Here is a 14,991-nt window from a genome sequence, read left to right as displayed (position 1 = left end):
TCAGCAGGACACCTCTTTGGCCGCGGAATGCCCTCAGCCCATTTCCGTTCGCCGCGCGTTCGCCGAATTAAGCGCTTAATCGCCGTTACTTGATGTAAACGTTGAGGTTACGTTGCTAACTTGTTGCAGTAAAATGGTATTGCGCCTCTGTAAAACCGCTGTTACATTCAACGCCACTTGCGCTAAAGCATTGACTCGCAAGGGGATTGGCCGACGAAGTACCACCGGATGTTGCGGCCGCTTCAGTAGCAAACGCTGTATATAGTGCAAAACACGAGTTTTCAGTCCACAGCGGGAGTCGGTAATCAATGAATACGCAGCCCATAAGTCCCCCAATCGGAAAACTGGCGTCTCGATCGAGAGTGACTGCCAGACGAAAGATGGCTTCGTTGCGAATCGGCACTCAACGTCGACAGTTTCGACCCGGGGCAGCGGCGCGAGTCGCGGCGACGATAGTGGACGGGCCTTTGGCGCCACACCGAAGCCGAACGCAAACACAAACAAAACCTTAGACCGACGTAATCGGAGGTGTCCTTTGAACCACCCTGCAAATTCTTCCTGGCTTAACAGCCGACACTTAATGTCCCGCACCGGGGCATCCCAACTGGCGGTTGGGTCGCTCCCGCAACACTCGCGAACAGTTGAACGTGCGTTAGCGAATACGGTCAGGGTGGTTCCCTCGTGGATTTACCTGGCAATGATAGTGATCGCGACCGCGGCGATTTGCGTAACCGTCAACTTCCGCGGGCACACGCAACTGAGCGCTGCCGAACGGCAGTTTCATCAGATGGAAACAGAGATTGCGACTCTGAGTCGCATCAACGCATCCCTGCAAACCGAAGTTATTCGACTCACAACGGAACCTGCGACAATCGAATCTGCGGCGAGAGCGCGTCTTGGTATGGTGCGGCCCAGCGATGTTGTGGTTCCGCTTAAATCTCGATCAGCTACAAATCTGGCGAGTATTTCCTTCGTCCGCTAACAGCACCTGCTTTACCCTGCTGCTCTGTCCACGAAGTCGGGTCCTTCCAAAATCGCGCGGCTGCAGCCTTATCGCAGCCGCGCATCCTTCTTTGCGCAACTGCTTCCTGTTTGACACCCTAAAACCGTTTCAATAACATCAGATTTCAATCAGCAACTGCCATTCTTTTCAAATGCCAACGACAGATACCGCAATTGAGCAGCCGCCGAAGGCTTCCGGAAACGCAGGCGAACGTAAGTCGAGCTTTCGGACGGTGTCACTGGACGAGGTGAATCGTCTCTACTCCCCGGCGGACGTCGCACAGATCAACACCGAAAACGACATCGGTTCGCCCGGAGAGTTTCCTTACACACGCGGAATTCACGCCAGCGGATACCGGGGCAAGCTTTGGACTATGCGGCAGTTCGCCGGGTTCGGCACGCCCGAAGAGACCAACCTCAGGTTCAAGTATCTTTCAAGGGAAGGCCAAACCGGGCTCTCGGTCGCGTATGACTTACCAACGTTGATGGGTTATGACGCGGACTCTCCTCTGTCAGAGGGAGAGGTCGGCAAATGCGGCGTGGCGGTTTCCTCGCTTGCCGACATGGAAGCTCTGTTCGACGGCATCGACCTGGAACAAGTGACTGTGTCGCAAACTATCAATGCGCCCGCGTCGGTTCTACTCGCGATGTATTTGGTGGTGGCCGAAAAACAAGGCGCCGATTGGAAGAAAATATCAGGCACGCTGCAGAACGACATTCTCAAAGAGTACATCGCGCAGAAGGAGTGGATTTACCCAATCCGCTCGGCAATGAAGCTCGTCATCGACACGTTCGAGTTCTGCACTGAGCAGGTGCCGCGGTACAACCCGATTTCGGTCAGCGGCTACCACATTCGTGAAGCCGGAGCGACCGCCCTGCAGGAACTCGCGTTTACGCTGCGCGATGGAATTGAGTATGTCGACTGGGGCATCCGCGCCGGGCTGGATATCGATCGCTTCGTGCCGCGAATTTCATTCTTTTTCAACGCGCACAATGACTTCTTTGAAGAGATTGCGAAGTACCGCGCGGCCAGAAGAATCTGGGCGAGAGTCATGCGTGATCGATTCGGTTCATCGAGTGAACGCACGTTGAAACTCAGGTTTCACACGCAGACAGCCGGCGTTTCTTTGACTGTGCAGCAACCGCTCAACAACGTCGTGCGCGTCGCAATCCAGGCGCTCGCCGGCGTGCTGGGCGGCACGAATTCGCTTCATACCGATTCTTACGATGAAGCGCTGGCGCTCCCGACTGATCGCGCCGCGCTACTTTCCCTGCGCACTCAACAAATCATTGCTGAAGAGAGCGGGGTTGCGAATACGGTTGACCCGCTGGGCGGTTCGTATTTTGTCGAATCGCTAACGCAAAAGATGGAAGACGGCGCGCGCGACTATTTCGAGCGAATCGATAACATGGGTGGGATGGTCGAAGCCATCGAAAAGGGTTTTCCGCAGAGAGAGATTCAGGACTCGGCCTATCAGTATCAGAAAGCGCTGGAGGCTGGAGAGCAGACGATTGTCGGCGTCAATAAGTATCAAATGGAGTCTACGGGCACTGAAGTTCCGATTCTCGTCATCGACGAATCCGTGCGGCACCACCAGCTTGAACGACTGCAACAGACGCGCGATCGGCGAGACAAGCAAGCGGTCGTAAGAACGTTGGACAAACTACGGCATGCGGCTGAGGCCGGTGACAACACAATGCTGGCGACCATCGAAGCTGTGCGTGAGTACGCTACGCTCGGGGAAATTTGTTCGGCCCTGCGCGACGTCTACGGCGTCTATGAAGAACCTGCTATCTAAGCCGGCTCCCTTTCAGCAAACAAAAATGGCCCAAGCAGAAAGAAAGATTCGCGTGCTCGTCGCAAAGCCAGGTCTTGATGGTCACGACCGTGGCGCGAAAGTCATCGCGCGCGCCCTCCGTGATGCCGGCATGGAAGTCATTTACACGGGCCTCCGTCAGACTCCTGAAATGATTGCCGCTGCGGCGCTACAGGAAGATGTGGATGCGGTCGGAGTTTCGATTCTGAGCGGCGCTCACAACACGCTTTGTCCGCGCATCGTCTCGCTACTCCGCGAACAGGGGATGAAAGACACCCTGGTGGTTTTGGGAGGCATCGTCCCGCAAGAAGATATTCCGAAGCTGAAGGAACAGGGAGTGGCGGAGATTTTCCTGCCGGGCACTTCAACCCAGGACATCGCGAAGTTCATCCGCGAGAATGTTCGGCCGCGCGAGTGAGAGCTATTTCTCGAGAAAACGCGCAATTCCCGCTCGACAATCCTTCGTCATCCGCGCGGTAGCATTGATGTCCACGCCCGCGGCCAACGCGTCAGGAAACGCCACCCCGTCAGTTGAATAGAAAAGCTTTTTCGCTAAGCTGAGCGCAGAACGACTCATCTTTGCAAAGCCCCGCGCGAACGATTCGACTTCTGACTCAAACTTGTCGGAGTTAAAAACCTGATTCACCAGACCGAGTTGCGCAGCCTCGCCGGCTGAGATCTCAACGCCGGTCGTAATCAACTCGAAGGCCTTCTTCTCCGACGCACTCCGCCGCAGGATCGCCATCACCATCGCCGGCACAAAACCGATTTTAACTTCAGGGAAGCCAAAGCGCGCGTCGCGTTCGGCGAGAACAATGTCGCAAGCCAGCGCGAGCCCGCTGCCGCCCGCCAACGCGCGACCGCGAACGGCAGCTACAACTGGAACATTCAGCTCGCGAATCAACAGAAACAACTCGGCGAGCGACTGCGCATCTTCCAGGTTCTCGGCGACGGAAGCCCCGGCGATTTTCTGGAGGGCTGACAGGTCGGCCCCGGCACAGAAATCAGAACCAGCTCCGCGCAGCACGATGCACCGGGTGGCATCATCTGCATTCGCCCGGCGTAACGCTGCCTTAAGCCCAGTAACCAGGTCCTCATTCAGCGCGTTGCGCTTTTCCGGACGGTTCATCGTCAAGTACGCCACGCCATCGCGCGTCTCAAACAATACTGTTTCGGATTCTGCCATCTGAAAATTAAGAGAGGCCCAGGCGAGACGCTTCTTCATCTGCGACGTCAATTTCCATGCGCAGAAGCGCCGTCGAAAAGGTCTTCCCCTGCGCATCCGTCATCAGCGATAGCGTGCCCCCGCCGCCGAGACTCTCATGCAGGAGAAAATTGAGCGCCCCGAGGTTCGGCAACTCGAAGCGTTCGACCTCGCCTTTGCAGATTGCGCCGAAGTGCCCTTTTACGCGCGCCGCGGTCACTTCGCGTGCGAGGAGCGGATACCACTCTTCCCGCAAAGCGATCAGTCCGACATTCGCCGTGTCGCCTTTGTCGCCCGAACGCGCGTGCGCAAGTTGCGTCAAGATCACTTTCAAGGTTTGGTCTTCCTCTTTGTCCTACGTTTCGAGCACTTCGACGTGCGAGACAATCTCGCTCTTCGGGATCAGCGCCGGCCAATACGCCACGATCTCTTCCACTTTTGGGCGGCCGCCGGCAAAACCCGTCACCGCTGGCGGTCCCGTCAAAACCAGCGGCGCGATTTCTTTCGTAAACCGCTCGATCGCTGCGCGATCGTCTCCTCGCACGCCGACGCGCAGTTGCACTTCGGCCAAGTCCGGTGAAGGCTCGCCGGCCAATGGACCGTGGGTCGCGTTTGCTCCAACAAACTCCGTCAGCACCTGATCGAATTTTAGTCCAAGCCGATCGAGACGCGACCGCAGGATTTGATCCGCCGCTTTCGCTTTGGCGTAGGCATCGGGCCACGCGTACACCAATGTTCCAACCGCCTTGAATCCCGCCGAAAAGCTGATCGAGACCTTCAAAGAATCCGTCGCCGGACGACCTTTGATCCCGCACACGCGCACGCGATCTCGCCCGTCATCCGCCAATCGAATTGTGGTGAAGTCCGCGACGCAGTCCGGCGTGATGTACGCGTGCGGATCGCCCATCTCGTAGAGCAGTTGTTCTTTAATCGAGGGAACGTTCACGCGGCCGCCGGTGCCTTCATGTTTCGTGATAACGAATGTGCCATCAGGCGACGCTTCGGCGATCGGAAATCCCACGTCGGCCAGGTCGGGGATGCTCTGCCACTCGTACTGGCAGTTTCCGCCCGAGCACTGCGCGCCGCATTCGATGATGTGACCGGCGATCGTTCCCGATGAGAGCTTGTCCCAATCGTCTGCCGCCCACCCGAACTCATGAATCATCGGGCCCAGAGTCAGTCCGGTATCAGTCGAGCGTCCGGTAATGACCACGTTCGCGCCTCGGTTGAGCGCCTCAACAATCGGCGCGGCGCCGAGGTAAGCATTGGCGCTTTGGATTCGATCGCGAACAGTCGCGAGCGGCTCATCCGTGTCCAGATTGCGGAGCTCGACTCCGCGATTCAACAGGTCGTCGATCCGATCGAGAATGTCATCGCCCGTGACAATTCCGATTTTGACTTTACCGCCAAGGCCCAACTCCTGCGCCACGTTTCGCACCGCGGTTGCGCAGCCAGGGACATTAACGCCGCCGGCGTTCGCAACGACCTTAATGTCACGTTCAACGCAAGCCGGCAGAATTTGCTTCATCAGCGGCACGAAGTCGCGCGCATAGCCCGCATTTGGATCGCGCGCCTTCTGCTTCTGCATGATCGACATGGTGACCTCAGCCAGATAGTCGAGCATTAAATAGTCGAGGGCCCCGCCTTGGACCTGGCGTACGGGGGCGTCGGGGAGATCACCCCAGAAACCCTGACCTGCTGCGATGCGAATCTTTTCTTTCATCTACGAAATTCAACACAAGAACACGAGACTGAGCGAACAAAACTAACAACCGGCTGGTTACTTCAGCCGCTTACCGGGACAAATTCGCTCAGCCCCGTGCAAAAAGTTACCACGACACCTATGGCTGTGTTGGCGGTGGTGGAGGGGCCGGCCTGCGTGGGCGTTCACGGCGTGATCGCCGCGCTCCTCCGCCCGACGTAAACATCACCTTCTCAGGTTCGCCCGGCACGCTCATCAGCGTCAGACTGTCGCCAACTTTTTTCGCGCGTAACGACATCACCTTATTCGGCGGCGACGTTTTGCCAGGTTCAGAAGTTCCGCCGTCGCCGTGCATGATCGTCACCGCCGTGTACCCACACGTCGTCACCGCTGTAATGCGTCCGGTGTGCGAATCTGATCCGGACGTCATCGTCAAACTGTTGCCGCTTATTGTCAGCGTCGCATCGCGAACATCGGTTCCATGTTGCAATTTGCCGGTGTAGGTTCCCGACAGATCCGCCGGCTCTTGCTTGTTCGGATCGCAACGGCCCGTGCGAGGCGGTGCTTCAGTTTCCGTCATCGCGGGCGTCTCAGATGTCGCCTCAGGCGTAGGCGACGCCTTTGGTCTCGGCCGCCGAGGCCGGCGCGGTTTCGATGTGTTTGTGTTTGAGTTCGTCATCGTCGTTGAAGAGTTGGAATTCTGCGCCGACACGACGAATCCCGTGCTCACCAGCGCTCCGAAAATCGCGACGATGACTGTCAGAAGAAAAGGATAAGTGGTTCTTCTCACAATCGTTCCTCCTTTGTTTAGAGTCGGGCTCCTGCCCAATCCGGCGGCCGATAGCCCGCCGCTAAACTCTCGAATTGCGCATCAAGGCTATCTACGGTTCTCAGGCTAATGATGCCGGCAAGACAAACTGGCCGAGATGCGGTCCTTCATAATTCAAGCTCACTCGCAGCGCAAGTTCGAGCGCCGCTCTTGTCTCTTCCGGTGCAAGGACCGCATCGACAAACCCGCGCGCCGCGGCGTACTTGGCGTCGAGGTCGCGTTCGTAGGTCTCGCGCACTTTGCGCATCTCAAGTTCGAGTTCCGGACCCGGCTCCTGTCCACTCTTCTTTAAACGTTCAAGTTCGCTGCCGAAGACAGCCTGCACCGCCGACTCGCCTTCCATCACGCCCATTCGGCCAGTGGGCCAACTAAAAATGAAATTCGGGTCGAAGCCCTGGCCGGCCATCGCGTAATAACCGGCGCCCGAAGCGTGATTCACTGTAAGCACAATCTTGGGAACGGTCGCTGTCGCCATCGCTTCGACGAAGCGTGCGCCCGCGCGAATGATTCCCGAGTGCTCGGCTTTTGAGCCCACCATGAAACCAGAGACGTCCTGAACGAACAGCAGCGGCGTGTCGTGGCGATTGCAGGTATCAATGAAGTAGGCGACCTTCTCAGCCGATTCGGTATAGATGATGCCGCCGAATCGCGGCGCGCCACCCGACGGATCGCGAAACATCCCGCGCGCATTCGCAATGACGCCCACCTTAATTCCTTGAATGCTCGCGTTACCGGTGATCACCTCTTTCGCGTAATCAGCCTGAAACTCGTCCAGGTGCCCGCCGTCCAACAGACACTCGAGCAGCGCGCGCATGTCGTATGGTTGACGATGGTCTCCGGGAAGAATGTCGTAAATCTTCTCAGCCGGCCGCTTCGCGCTCTCATTTTCTGGCTTCTGACTTCTGACTTCTGACTTCTGGTTGGGAAGCTCCGAAACAAACTCTCGAATTTTCGTGATCGCCTCCTCGTCGTTCTTCACGCGATAGTGCGCCACGCCAGATAGTTCGTTGTGTGTGCGCGCACCTCCGAGCGTTTCGTTGTCGATCGTTTGCCCGGTCGCGCCTTTCACCAGGTTCGCGCCCCCGAGGCCCATGAACGAAGTGCCTTCGACCATGATGATCACGTCCGAGAGAGCGGGCAGGTAAGCGCCACCGGCGATGCACGGACCCATGACGGCAGAAATCTGCGGCACCTTCAGGTACCGGCGCATGATCGAGTTGTAATAGAAGATCCGCGACGCCCCGTACTGTCCGGGGAAGACACCGCCCTGATAAGGAAGATTCACGCCGGCTGAGTCCACCAGATAGATGATCGGAACACGCGAGCGCATCGCAATCTCCTGCGCGCGCAGAATCTTCCTGATGGTTTCCGGCCACCAGGAACCAGCTTTCACGGTGGCGTCATTTGCGACGACTACGACTTCCCTGCCCGCCACGCGACCCACCGTCGTCACTACACCAGCAGCCGGGGCGCCGCCAACTTGGCTTTCTGTTTCCCTTGGCCCTTTGCCCTTTCCGCTTTGCTCTTTGTATTGGTCGTAGGCAATGAGTAAGCCAACTTCCTGACGAAACGAATCTTTGTCGAGTAACAGATCGATTCGCTCACGCGCCGTTAGCTTGCCTTGCCGATGCTGTTTTTCGATTCTCTCAGATCCACCGCCGAGACGAATTTTCGTTTCCAACTCACGCAATTCATCCGTGAGTTCGCGCAGCCGTGATTTTGTTCTTGGCGTATCCGCCGGTGGAGTAGAGCCTTCGGCTGGAAGGTTTTCTGCCTTCTGCCTACTGCTCACTGCCTTTTGCTTAGTGAGCGGGCGCACTTTAAACCCCGAAGTGGACACAACTTCAGATTCTGAGTCAGCCATTTTGCGTCTCTAGGAAGCTATTGCTTTCGAAAAATACCACAGCGAAAGATGCCTGCGCCAATTGCAGGGCTAGACAGCCCACAGCGATCGCAGCATCGAACGTGATGGCGTGGACCGTGGCAGTCCTTCAATTACCACTATTCGCTTGCCACGCATTTCGATGCTCACGTGGCCTTCAGTCGTGCGGGCCGACCACACCGTGGCGGTCTCAGCAAGAGCGTGTGCCGCCGGATATCGCAGCCGCGATCGTTTCACGTACGCATCAAAGAATTCGCGCGCATCTTTTTCTGTGTCCCACGCTGAGACGGAAACATATACAACCTGCCCACGCTGACTTTCATAAACCGCGTAGCGATCGCCGCCCCAACCTGCTGCGGCGCGCTTTGAATCAACCGGCGTTTTCAAGAATTGATCCAGAATCAGATAAAAGCTCCATTCGCCATTCACGTCAGATTCGATGCGCCGCCAGCCGCGGCCGAGCGACGAACTAATGTCCGGCAGCGCAATTTTCACCGGAGCCTCGTGAACAAAGTACTTCTCCGGATGCAGTATCTGCTCAGTCGATTGCGGCAGCTTGGTAAACGCCTTCGACACGTTGCTCCACCCGCCGTACTGATGAACCACGCGCGCCCACGTCATGCCCTCCTGATACGGAAACAGCAAAGTCTCGCGCAACGACCGCGGTGCTTTGTCCAGCTCTGCGCTGGCCATGCCCGTTTCGGCGATTGACTTCAGAAAACCCAGCGCGCGCAAAGGGTTCTTCATGACGTATTGCGACATGGCGAGCGTCGCGTCACCTTCGATTAGTGCATGCGCGGCCAGTTCGGCATCTGAGTCGCCATCCGGCCATTGTTCGAACCGCCGCAAATTGAAATGCTGGTCCTGAAGCGCGTGCACCAGCTCATGCGCCATAATCGGTTTCTGCGCATCGACGTTAATCCAATCAGCGAGATGAAACTGCTGCGTCTTCGGATCGTAGTAGCCGGCCACCTGTTCGGTCAGCAGACGAACGACCAGCGGCCTGAACTGAAAATCTGCGGGCGCCAGGCCAAGCTTCTTCAGAGTCACCTCGGCCGCGTGCATCTCTCCGGGCTTCGTATTGCGATCCAGGTTGCGCAGAATCATCTGTTCGATCTGCGCGCGTGACTGGGCCGAACTCTGGACCGGCCGCATGACGGTGAGCTGCCGAATCTGGCTGGTTTCTTTCAAAACCTCTTCCGTCGCGGCCGTCAAAGCCGTATTGCGCGCCGCCGTAGTGCTCGTCTCGGCACTGCCCGCCGGCCGTTGCGCCGAAACCGGCAGAAGCATCGAACTCCAAACCGTGCAAACACCGAGGAAAATAACAAACGGCAGGAGAGATGCTTTTTTTCGGCGGCTGACCGCGATCTTCATTTGCTTTGACATAGTCATGTTTCGCTTTTATAGTCCGCTAAACGACATTAATCTGAGAACACTTTGTAGAGTTTAGACTATCTGCTCCGGCAGATGGAATTCACCTTCGACCGCGTGGATACGATGACTTCCGAAACGGACGCGTTAGAGCACTGGCACGAAGCCTCTTTGCGCGTACGGTACGCGGAGACGGACAAGATGGGCGTCGTGTATCACGCGAACTATCTTGTCTGGTTTGAGATTGGTCGCACTGAGTATTGTCGCGCGCGCGGTTTTTCCTATCGCGACATGGAAGAGAGCGAGAACGCTTTCCTGGTAGTGGCCGAATGCTACTGCCGTTACAAGGCGCCCGCCTATTACGACGACGTTCTGATCGTTCGCACTCACATCACTGAACTACGGCGGCGTTCGCTTCGGTTTGGCTACGAGATTATTCGGGATTCAGACGGAGTGATTATTGCTGAAGGCGAGACCGGCCACGTGGTCACCAACGGGGAAGGCCGCGTCCGCTCAATGCCGACCGGTTTTGCTGAAATGCTGCTCGCGCCGCCAATTGATAGTGAGGACGAGGGCGAAGAGGTTCCCGAGATTTCGCCGGAATAGAGCTCACTGGGCACGAACCTCACGACTCGTGGCTCAAATTAATCCGTTCAATCGACCGCGCCTGTCCGGTCTCTTCATCCACATCGACCACGACGCCGCAGATCCGGACTTCACTTTTCGAGTGATCAGGCTTGCGATGAATCGGTGATCGGAAACGATTGATGATGTCGCCCTTCTTCATGCCAATTACGCCGCCATAGCTGCCCGTCATTCCCAAATCAGTAATGAAAGCCGTGCCTTCATGCAGAATACGTTCGTCGGCGGTTTGCACGTGCGTGTGCGTGCCATAGACGACCGAAACTTTGCCGTCCAGGAACCAGCCCATTGCAGCCTTCTCCGACGTCGCCTCAGCGTGTACGTCAACGATTCGTACCTTCACCTTGGGGTCGAGCGAATCAATCAACTCCATTCCGATGCGAAACGGATCGTCGGAAGGGGCCATGAAAACGCGTCCCAGCAAATTGATAACCGCGACGCGTGTCCCCTTTACGTCGCCCACCCACATGCCTTCTCCCGGCGTAATGGGCGGATAGTTCGCCGGCCGCAAAAGCCGCGGCTGCTTCTTGATGTAGTCGATCACCTCGTGCTTGTCGAAGATATGATTGCCGGACGTCATTACATCAATGCCGGCATTGAAAAGAAGATCGGCAATCGCCGGCGTGATCGAGAAACCTCCCGCGACGTTCTCGGCATTCATGACGGTGAAATCGATCTGATGTTGCTCTTGCAGGTCCTGCAAACGATCGAGCAGCGCCGCGCGTCCCGGCTTACCCACAACATCGCCAATGAGCAGAAGCTTCATAAAGACGGAAATAGTAAATGGTGGATGGTAAATAGACAAAAGCCGTAAACCGAAAATGAAAATCGCAAAATAAGTTTCTATTTACGATTGACGATTCCCGGTTTACGGCTCTTGGTTGGCAGAAGGAGCACCGCCGGGCCGTTTCCGAAGTCGTAATTGAACCTGAGTAATCAGGTGGGTGGCCTTTTTGTCACCGCAAACTGTCGGCGTCTCTTAACGATGAAGAGACGCACTAGCTCGTGATGTCGGCCTCCCTTGTGAACGACGTTGGCTCAATCATCGTAATCGGTGACGAACCCCGCAGAACACTTCCTCCGCCGCGACGGATATTAGCACAAGGGAAGCTCGGCTTGTAAACGATCGCCAGCACGTCCGCGCACAAGTCGCCGGGCAGGTTTAGTCGTTGTCGCTGGTCACATGGTTGAGGATGACGATGGCGACAATTATTCCCCGCGATCGCGGCGATAATCCCGATTTTCGCGCCCGTTGAGAGATTATTTCGCTGAGTCTGCGGAAATTGTTGAGCAGGCACTTTGAGCTTTCCCGCTTTCGCGTCCGCGACAAGTTTCGTCACGTCAGCTTTCAGCTTTTCCTGCGCCTGAGTTTTCTCCGCAGGCGCCGCTGACTTAACCTCAGGCTCTTTCAGATCGGAACCAGGTCTTGCATAAGCTGAAGTCGCGCAGAAACAACATACCAACGCGACCACTGTCGCGAGAGAAAACAGTTTCTTAGTCATGACGCCTCCTGATCTCAAGGACCGCACGGGTGCCGGCCTTGCTGGTTATCGTCGGCCAACAACCCATGCTTCGCGATGTTTATTTAGCAGCCACCGGTGACTGGATTAGCTGTCATCATCCGCCAGCGTAACCAACACCCAGATGAGAACTATAGCCCCGCCGATTGCGGCGATGATGCCGATCTTTGCTCCGGTGGAAAGATTGTTACGCTTCGGCTGCGGAAAGTGCTGCGTCGGTACCTTAAGCTTTCCCGCTTTCGCGTCGGCCACCAGCTTCGTCACATCGGCTTTCAACTTTTCCTGTGCCTGACTTTTTTCTGCCGGCGTAACTGTCTTCACCGCCGGCGCCTTTGGATCAGTACCATTCGCGTAAACCGAAACACCGCAGAAACAACAAACCAGCGCGACCACGGTCGCGAGAGAAATCGACCTCTTAATCATGAACCCTCCTGAACGTTCATTAGGTGCAAATCACAAGACACAATGCGACTTGCAGTCATATCTAAAACTTTGACCGCGACAATCGCGATCATTTCTTCAGGGGAAATTAAGTTTAGCTCGCCACGGCGCGATCCAGCGCCCGGGGCGCCTTGAGCAGACGGTCGAGCATCTCTGAGCATTCCGCGCTGCGGGTCGCAAGCTGCTCATCGGCCTGGTCGTGAATCTTCTGGAGTCGATGTAATTCGTCGGCAATATAAAGCGCTGCCAGAATCGCAACTTTGCGGGAATCAACAGTCAGGGTGCCGGAAGATATCTCGCGCATCCGCTCGTCAACATATTCAGCGAGTTGCTTTAAGTATTCGGGGTCGCCGTCAGAGCGGACGGTATAGGCTTGATCGTAAATCTCGACCTTAATCGTCGGAGATGACGCGGCGTCGTTGTTTCGATCTAATCCGATGGCTTCAGGACTCATCAGCGCACGGCCTCCGCAAGTTCAGGATCGATGCGACCGATCGCATCCAGGATTGTTTCAACCTTGGTTCGAATCAGCTCGCGCTCGGCGCGCAACCGCTGCACGTCCGTAACGAGCTGTTCGTCCCCGGCGCCGCCGCGATAATTCGCCAACTGACGCTCCAGTTCCTCTTTCTCCTGGCGGAGCGTCTTGGTCAGTTCGATTGTGCGATAAATTTTGTCTTCGAGGTGTGAGAACTTTTCCAATCCGTTTAAGGGAACCATCATTCGTCTCCGCTCGACCGCATTAGTTCGGGGTGATTATCCGCCCATGCGAGCGAGAGCGCAAGAGATAAGTAGAATGAACATTAGCCTTGGGGCGCATGGTTCGTTGCCTAATCAGGTGGCGGTTTCTTCCCGTGTCAGTCGTGCGGGACACACGGAACTGCTATGGATCTTTAGATGGACACGAGCGCATGACTGATGGCGTCGCCAAAAGGGACGCAGGTAGGGTATTAGGATGCGCGTTTTGGATGAGTATCGATAATGAGTCCTTTTAGTAGCGAATCTGATACAAAGGCCAGGCAAAAGAAGCTGAAACCTTTTTGTCTCAATCGGTACTAATGAGCAAGACTATGAAGTTGTTGATGATAGGTGTGGCGAGCTCGGTTCACGCGTCGGAGACATGCTTTATAACGCAGATTAATAGTTCAGAGAACTCTATGGAGCGCGTTCGCCCTGATGACGAGGCCTTTCGTTTGATCTTCGCGCAACATCATAGGTTTGTTTTCAGATTCCTTTACGGAATGGTCGGCGAACGCGGTCTGGCAGAGGATTTGACACAAGAGACATTCATGCGCGCTTACCGAAATATGAACACCATGCGGGGCGAATCGAAGGTCTCGACCTGGCTTTGCGGGATTGCGAAAAACGTAGCTCTCAATACGCTTCGCGGGCGCAACCGAGAGTTCTCCACCATCGAGATAAATGACCAGCCAGTAGCGAATTTAGGTGAGGGTGGCGGACCCGCTCCTGATGATTATTTGCTTAACAAGGAACTCAGAAATGTCATTCACGATGCGCTGGCGAGATTGGACAGCGATAAGCGAATGGTCTTTACTCTCAAGCTCCTGCAGCAGAGAAGCTATGACGAGATCGCAGAAATTACAGGGTTTTCAATCCCAAAGCTCAAGACGGATCTCCACCGCGCCAAAGCCGAGATGCGCCAGTTGATTCGCCCATATTTGGAGGTGCGCGATGAAATGTGAAGCTTGTTTGGGAATGATGGACGACCTGATTGAGGGCGATCTTGATGACCGCCTCGCCCGCGAGGTAAGTGCCCATATTGCGATATGCGGGCCGTGCTCTCAGCTTTATGCGAACTTGCGACATGAACAGGAACTTTACGAGAAATATCTGCTGGATGTTGAGCCGACGCCGGCTTTATGGGCGAACTTACAGTTGGAGATGGACAAGGAGAAAATCATCAGCGCCTCCCAACCGCAACGCCGACTTCAAGGTTGGCTTGCGAATGCTCTTGGAGGCCTGCGTGTCACACCTCAGCTGGCTGCCGCACTGGTCCTTATCACAATCGCATTCGTCATCGGAATAATGGTGTGGCGAACAACCACCGAAAACTCCAGGTCCCAGGATCAAAATCCGGGAGTCGTTGGCGTGCAACCTTCGCCTGAGGTAAACCGCGAGGGCACGCCCCGCGACTCGGATAATACTGATCGCCCAAGCTCCACTGATGATAAAGATCGAACGATTCCGCTTTCTTCAACTAGAAGCGGTAACAGAAGACGCGGGACACAGGTTAGCGCAGCCGGAAGTGCAAGTAGACATGTTGAACCATCACCTGCCGGGCCTACGGTTGATCAGGTGGCACGAAGAGCCGAACAGGAATACTTGTCCGCGATTAAGATTCTGTCGCGCGATATTAAGCGTCGCCAGGCCGTCATTTCTCCCGCGTTGCTTTCGCAGCTTGAAAGAGCGCTCACAGAAGTTGACCGCAACATAGCTGCTACGCGAAGGGTCGCGCGCGAGCAACCACGAGATCCTTTTGCCGTCCAGTATCTGGCCTCGGCGTATGAGAAAAAAGTAGAGCTGCTCAGAGAAGTGACAAGCTGGTAGGCCGCTTAACGTTCTG

Annotated in this window: 16 protein-coding genes and 1 other RNA gene; 6 read left to right on the top strand and 11 right to left on the bottom strand. The window is 55.9% G+C overall.

Annotation, left to right across the window (positions count from 1 at the left end):
- Positions 1-580 precede the first annotated feature (580 nt).
- The 3 genes from VFX97_02775 to VFX97_02765 all read left to right on the top strand — a co-directional run bounded on the left by VFX97_02775 (position 581) and on the right by VFX97_02765 (position 3,237).
- Positions 581-982, top strand: coding sequence for a septum formation initiator family protein (locus tag VFX97_02775; protein HEX5702126.1), 402 nt, complete (start codon positions 581-583; stop codon positions 980-982).
- A gap of 172 nt (positions 983-1,154) precedes the next feature.
- Complete coding sequence (locus VFX97_02770; GenBank protein HEX5702125.1) at positions 1,155-2,801, top strand: methylmalonyl-CoA mutase family protein; 1,647 nt, start codon at positions 1,155-1,157, stop codon at positions 2,799-2,801.
- A gap of 25 nt (positions 2,802-2,826) precedes the next feature.
- Positions 2,827-3,237 carry a cobalamin B12-binding domain-containing protein gene (locus tag VFX97_02765; protein ID HEX5702124.1) on the top strand — a complete coding sequence of 137 codons (411 nt, stop codon included), beginning with the start codon at positions 2,827-2,829 and terminating at the stop codon, positions 3,235-3,237.
- Between the two features lie 3 nt (positions 3,238-3,240).
- On the opposite strand, the gene VFX97_02760 is transcribed toward VFX97_02765, so the two are convergent.
- The 6 genes from VFX97_02760 to VFX97_02735 form a co-directional block, all read right to left on the bottom strand.
- Positions 3,241-4,005: an enoyl-CoA hydratase-related protein gene (locus VFX97_02760; protein HEX5702123.1), complete on the bottom strand. Its 765-nt coding sequence runs from the start codon at positions 4,003-4,005 to the stop codon at positions 3,241-3,243.
- A 7-nt stretch (positions 4,006-4,012) separates the two neighbouring features.
- Positions 4,013-4,357 carry a hypothetical protein gene (locus VFX97_02755; GenBank protein HEX5702122.1) on the bottom strand — a complete coding sequence of 115 codons (345 nt, stop codon included), beginning with the start codon at positions 4,355-4,357 and terminating at the stop codon, positions 4,013-4,015.
- A 21-nt stretch (positions 4,358-4,378) separates the two neighbouring features.
- A complete protein-coding gene (locus VFX97_02750; protein HEX5702121.1) occupies positions 4,379-5,746 on the bottom strand; it encodes an acyclic terpene utilization AtuA family protein in 1,368 nt (455 codons plus the stop codon).
- Between the two features lie 118 nt (positions 5,747-5,864).
- Positions 5,865-6,515, bottom strand: a complete 651-nt coding sequence (locus VFX97_02745; protein HEX5702120.1) for a hypothetical protein — start codon at positions 6,513-6,515, stop codon at positions 5,865-5,867.
- A gap of 100 nt (positions 6,516-6,615) precedes the next feature.
- Entirely contained in the window at positions 6,616-8,418 is a 1,803-nt protein-coding gene (locus tag VFX97_02740; protein HEX5702119.1) for an acyl-CoA carboxylase subunit beta, read from the bottom strand.
- Positions 8,419-8,487: 69 nt separating this feature from the next.
- Positions 8,488-9,828 carry a hypothetical protein gene (locus VFX97_02735; protein HEX5702118.1) on the bottom strand — a complete coding sequence of 447 codons (1,341 nt, stop codon included), beginning with the start codon at positions 9,826-9,828 and terminating at the stop codon, positions 8,488-8,490.
- A gap of 75 nt (positions 9,829-9,903) precedes the next feature.
- On the opposite strand from VFX97_02735, the gene VFX97_02730 reads away from it, so the two are divergent.
- Complete coding sequence (locus tag VFX97_02730) at positions 9,904-10,413, top strand: thioesterase family protein (protein ID HEX5702117.1); 510 nt, start codon at positions 9,904-9,906, stop codon at positions 10,411-10,413.
- Positions 10,414-10,432: 19 nt separating this feature from the next.
- Here VFX97_02730 and VFX97_02725 read toward each other — a convergent pair whose 3' ends face one another.
- From VFX97_02725 to VFX97_02705, 5 genes are all read right to left on the bottom strand, one after another.
- Positions 10,433-11,215 carry a TIGR00282 family metallophosphoesterase gene (locus VFX97_02725; protein ID HEX5702116.1) on the bottom strand — a complete coding sequence of 261 codons (783 nt, stop codon included), beginning with the start codon at positions 11,213-11,215 and terminating at the stop codon, positions 10,433-10,435.
- A gap of 123 nt (positions 11,216-11,338) precedes the next feature.
- Positions 11,339-11,525, bottom strand: a non-coding RNA gene (ssrS, locus tag VFX97_02720) — 6S RNA.
- Between the two features lie 531 nt (positions 11,526-12,056).
- Positions 12,057-12,392 (bottom strand): hypothetical protein, encoded by a 336-nt coding sequence (locus VFX97_02715; GenBank protein HEX5702115.1) that lies wholly within the window; start codon positions 12,390-12,392, stop codon positions 12,057-12,059.
- A gap of 112 nt (positions 12,393-12,504) precedes the next feature.
- Positions 12,505-12,864 carry a cell division protein ZapA gene (locus tag VFX97_02710; GenBank protein HEX5702114.1) on the bottom strand — a complete coding sequence of 120 codons (360 nt, stop codon included), beginning with the start codon at positions 12,862-12,864 and terminating at the stop codon, positions 12,505-12,507.
- Positions 12,864-13,130, bottom strand: a complete 267-nt coding sequence (locus VFX97_02705) for a hypothetical protein (protein ID HEX5702113.1) — start codon at positions 13,128-13,130, stop codon at positions 12,864-12,866. Before VFX97_02705 ends, VFX97_02710 begins: the two co-directional genes overlap by 1 nt.
- A gap of 434 nt (positions 13,131-13,564) precedes the next feature.
- Here VFX97_02705 and VFX97_02700 point away from each other — a divergent pair, with 434 nt between their 5' ends.
- On the top strand, positions 13,565-14,110 hold the full coding sequence (locus VFX97_02700) for an RNA polymerase sigma factor (GenBank protein HEX5702112.1): 546 nt from the start codon (positions 13,565-13,567) through the stop codon (positions 14,108-14,110).
- A complete protein-coding gene (locus VFX97_02695) occupies positions 14,100-14,975 on the top strand; it encodes a zf-HC2 domain-containing protein (protein HEX5702111.1) in 876 nt (291 codons plus the stop codon). Before VFX97_02700 ends, VFX97_02695 begins: the two co-directional genes overlap by 11 nt.
- Positions 14,976-14,991: the final 16 nt, after the last annotated feature.

The sequence above is a fragment of the Pyrinomonadaceae bacterium genome (assembly GCA_036277115.1).
Classification (GTDB): domain Bacteria; phylum Acidobacteriota; class Blastocatellia; order Pyrinomonadales; family Pyrinomonadaceae; genus UBA11740.
The sequence above is the reverse complement of the archived record's forward strand: the minus strand, read 5'-3'. Positions and strand labels throughout refer to the sequence as shown.

What these genes read in the sequence shown, in the direction of transcription:
- VFX97_02775 (HEX5702126.1), top strand. Translation starts at nt 581, where the DNA reads ATGTCCCGCACCGGGGCATCCCAACTGGCGGTTGGGTCGCTCCCGCAA.
- VFX97_02750 (HEX5702121.1), bottom strand. Translation starts at nt 5,746, where the DNA reads ATGAAAGAAAAGATTCGCATCGCAGCAGGTCAGGGTTTCTGGGGTGAT.
- VFX97_02715 (HEX5702115.1), bottom strand. Translation starts at nt 12,392, where the DNA reads ATGATTAAGAGGTCGATTTCTCTCGCGACCGTGGTCGCGCTGGTTTGT.
- VFX97_02695 (HEX5702111.1), top strand. Translation starts at nt 14,100, where the DNA reads ATGAAATGTGAAGCTTGTTTGGGAATGATGGACGACCTGATTGAGGGC.
- VFX97_02770 (HEX5702125.1), top strand. Translation starts at nt 1,155, where the DNA reads ATGCCAACGACAGATACCGCAATTGAGCAGCCGCCGAAGGCTTCCGGA.
- VFX97_02730 (HEX5702117.1), top strand. Translation starts at nt 9,904, where the DNA reads ATGGAATTCACCTTCGACCGCGTGGATACGATGACTTCCGAAACGGAC.
- VFX97_02760 (HEX5702123.1), bottom strand. Translation starts at nt 4,005, where the DNA reads ATGGCAGAATCCGAAACAGTATTGTTTGAGACGCGCGATGGCGTGGCG.
- VFX97_02710 (HEX5702114.1), bottom strand. Translation starts at nt 12,864, where the DNA reads ATGAGTCCTGAAGCCATCGGATTAGATCGAAACAACGACGCCGCGTCA.
- VFX97_02740 (HEX5702119.1), bottom strand. Translation starts at nt 8,418, where the DNA reads ATGGCTGACTCAGAATCTGAAGTTGTGTCCACTTCGGGGTTTAAAGTG.
- VFX97_02735 (HEX5702118.1), bottom strand. Translation starts at nt 9,828, where the DNA reads ATGACTATGTCAAAGCAAATGAAGATCGCGGTCAGCCGCCGAAAAAAA.
- VFX97_02725 (HEX5702116.1), bottom strand. Translation starts at nt 11,215, where the DNA reads ATGAAGCTTCTGCTCATTGGCGATGTTGTGGGTAAGCCGGGACGCGCG.
- VFX97_02765 (HEX5702124.1), top strand. Translation starts at nt 2,827, where the DNA reads ATGGCCCAAGCAGAAAGAAAGATTCGCGTGCTCGTCGCAAAGCCAGGT.
- VFX97_02700 (HEX5702112.1), top strand. Translation starts at nt 13,565, where the DNA reads ATGGAGCGCGTTCGCCCTGATGACGAGGCCTTTCGTTTGATCTTCGCG.
- VFX97_02705 (HEX5702113.1), bottom strand. Translation starts at nt 13,130, where the DNA reads ATGATGGTTCCCTTAAACGGATTGGAAAAGTTCTCACACCTCGAAGAC.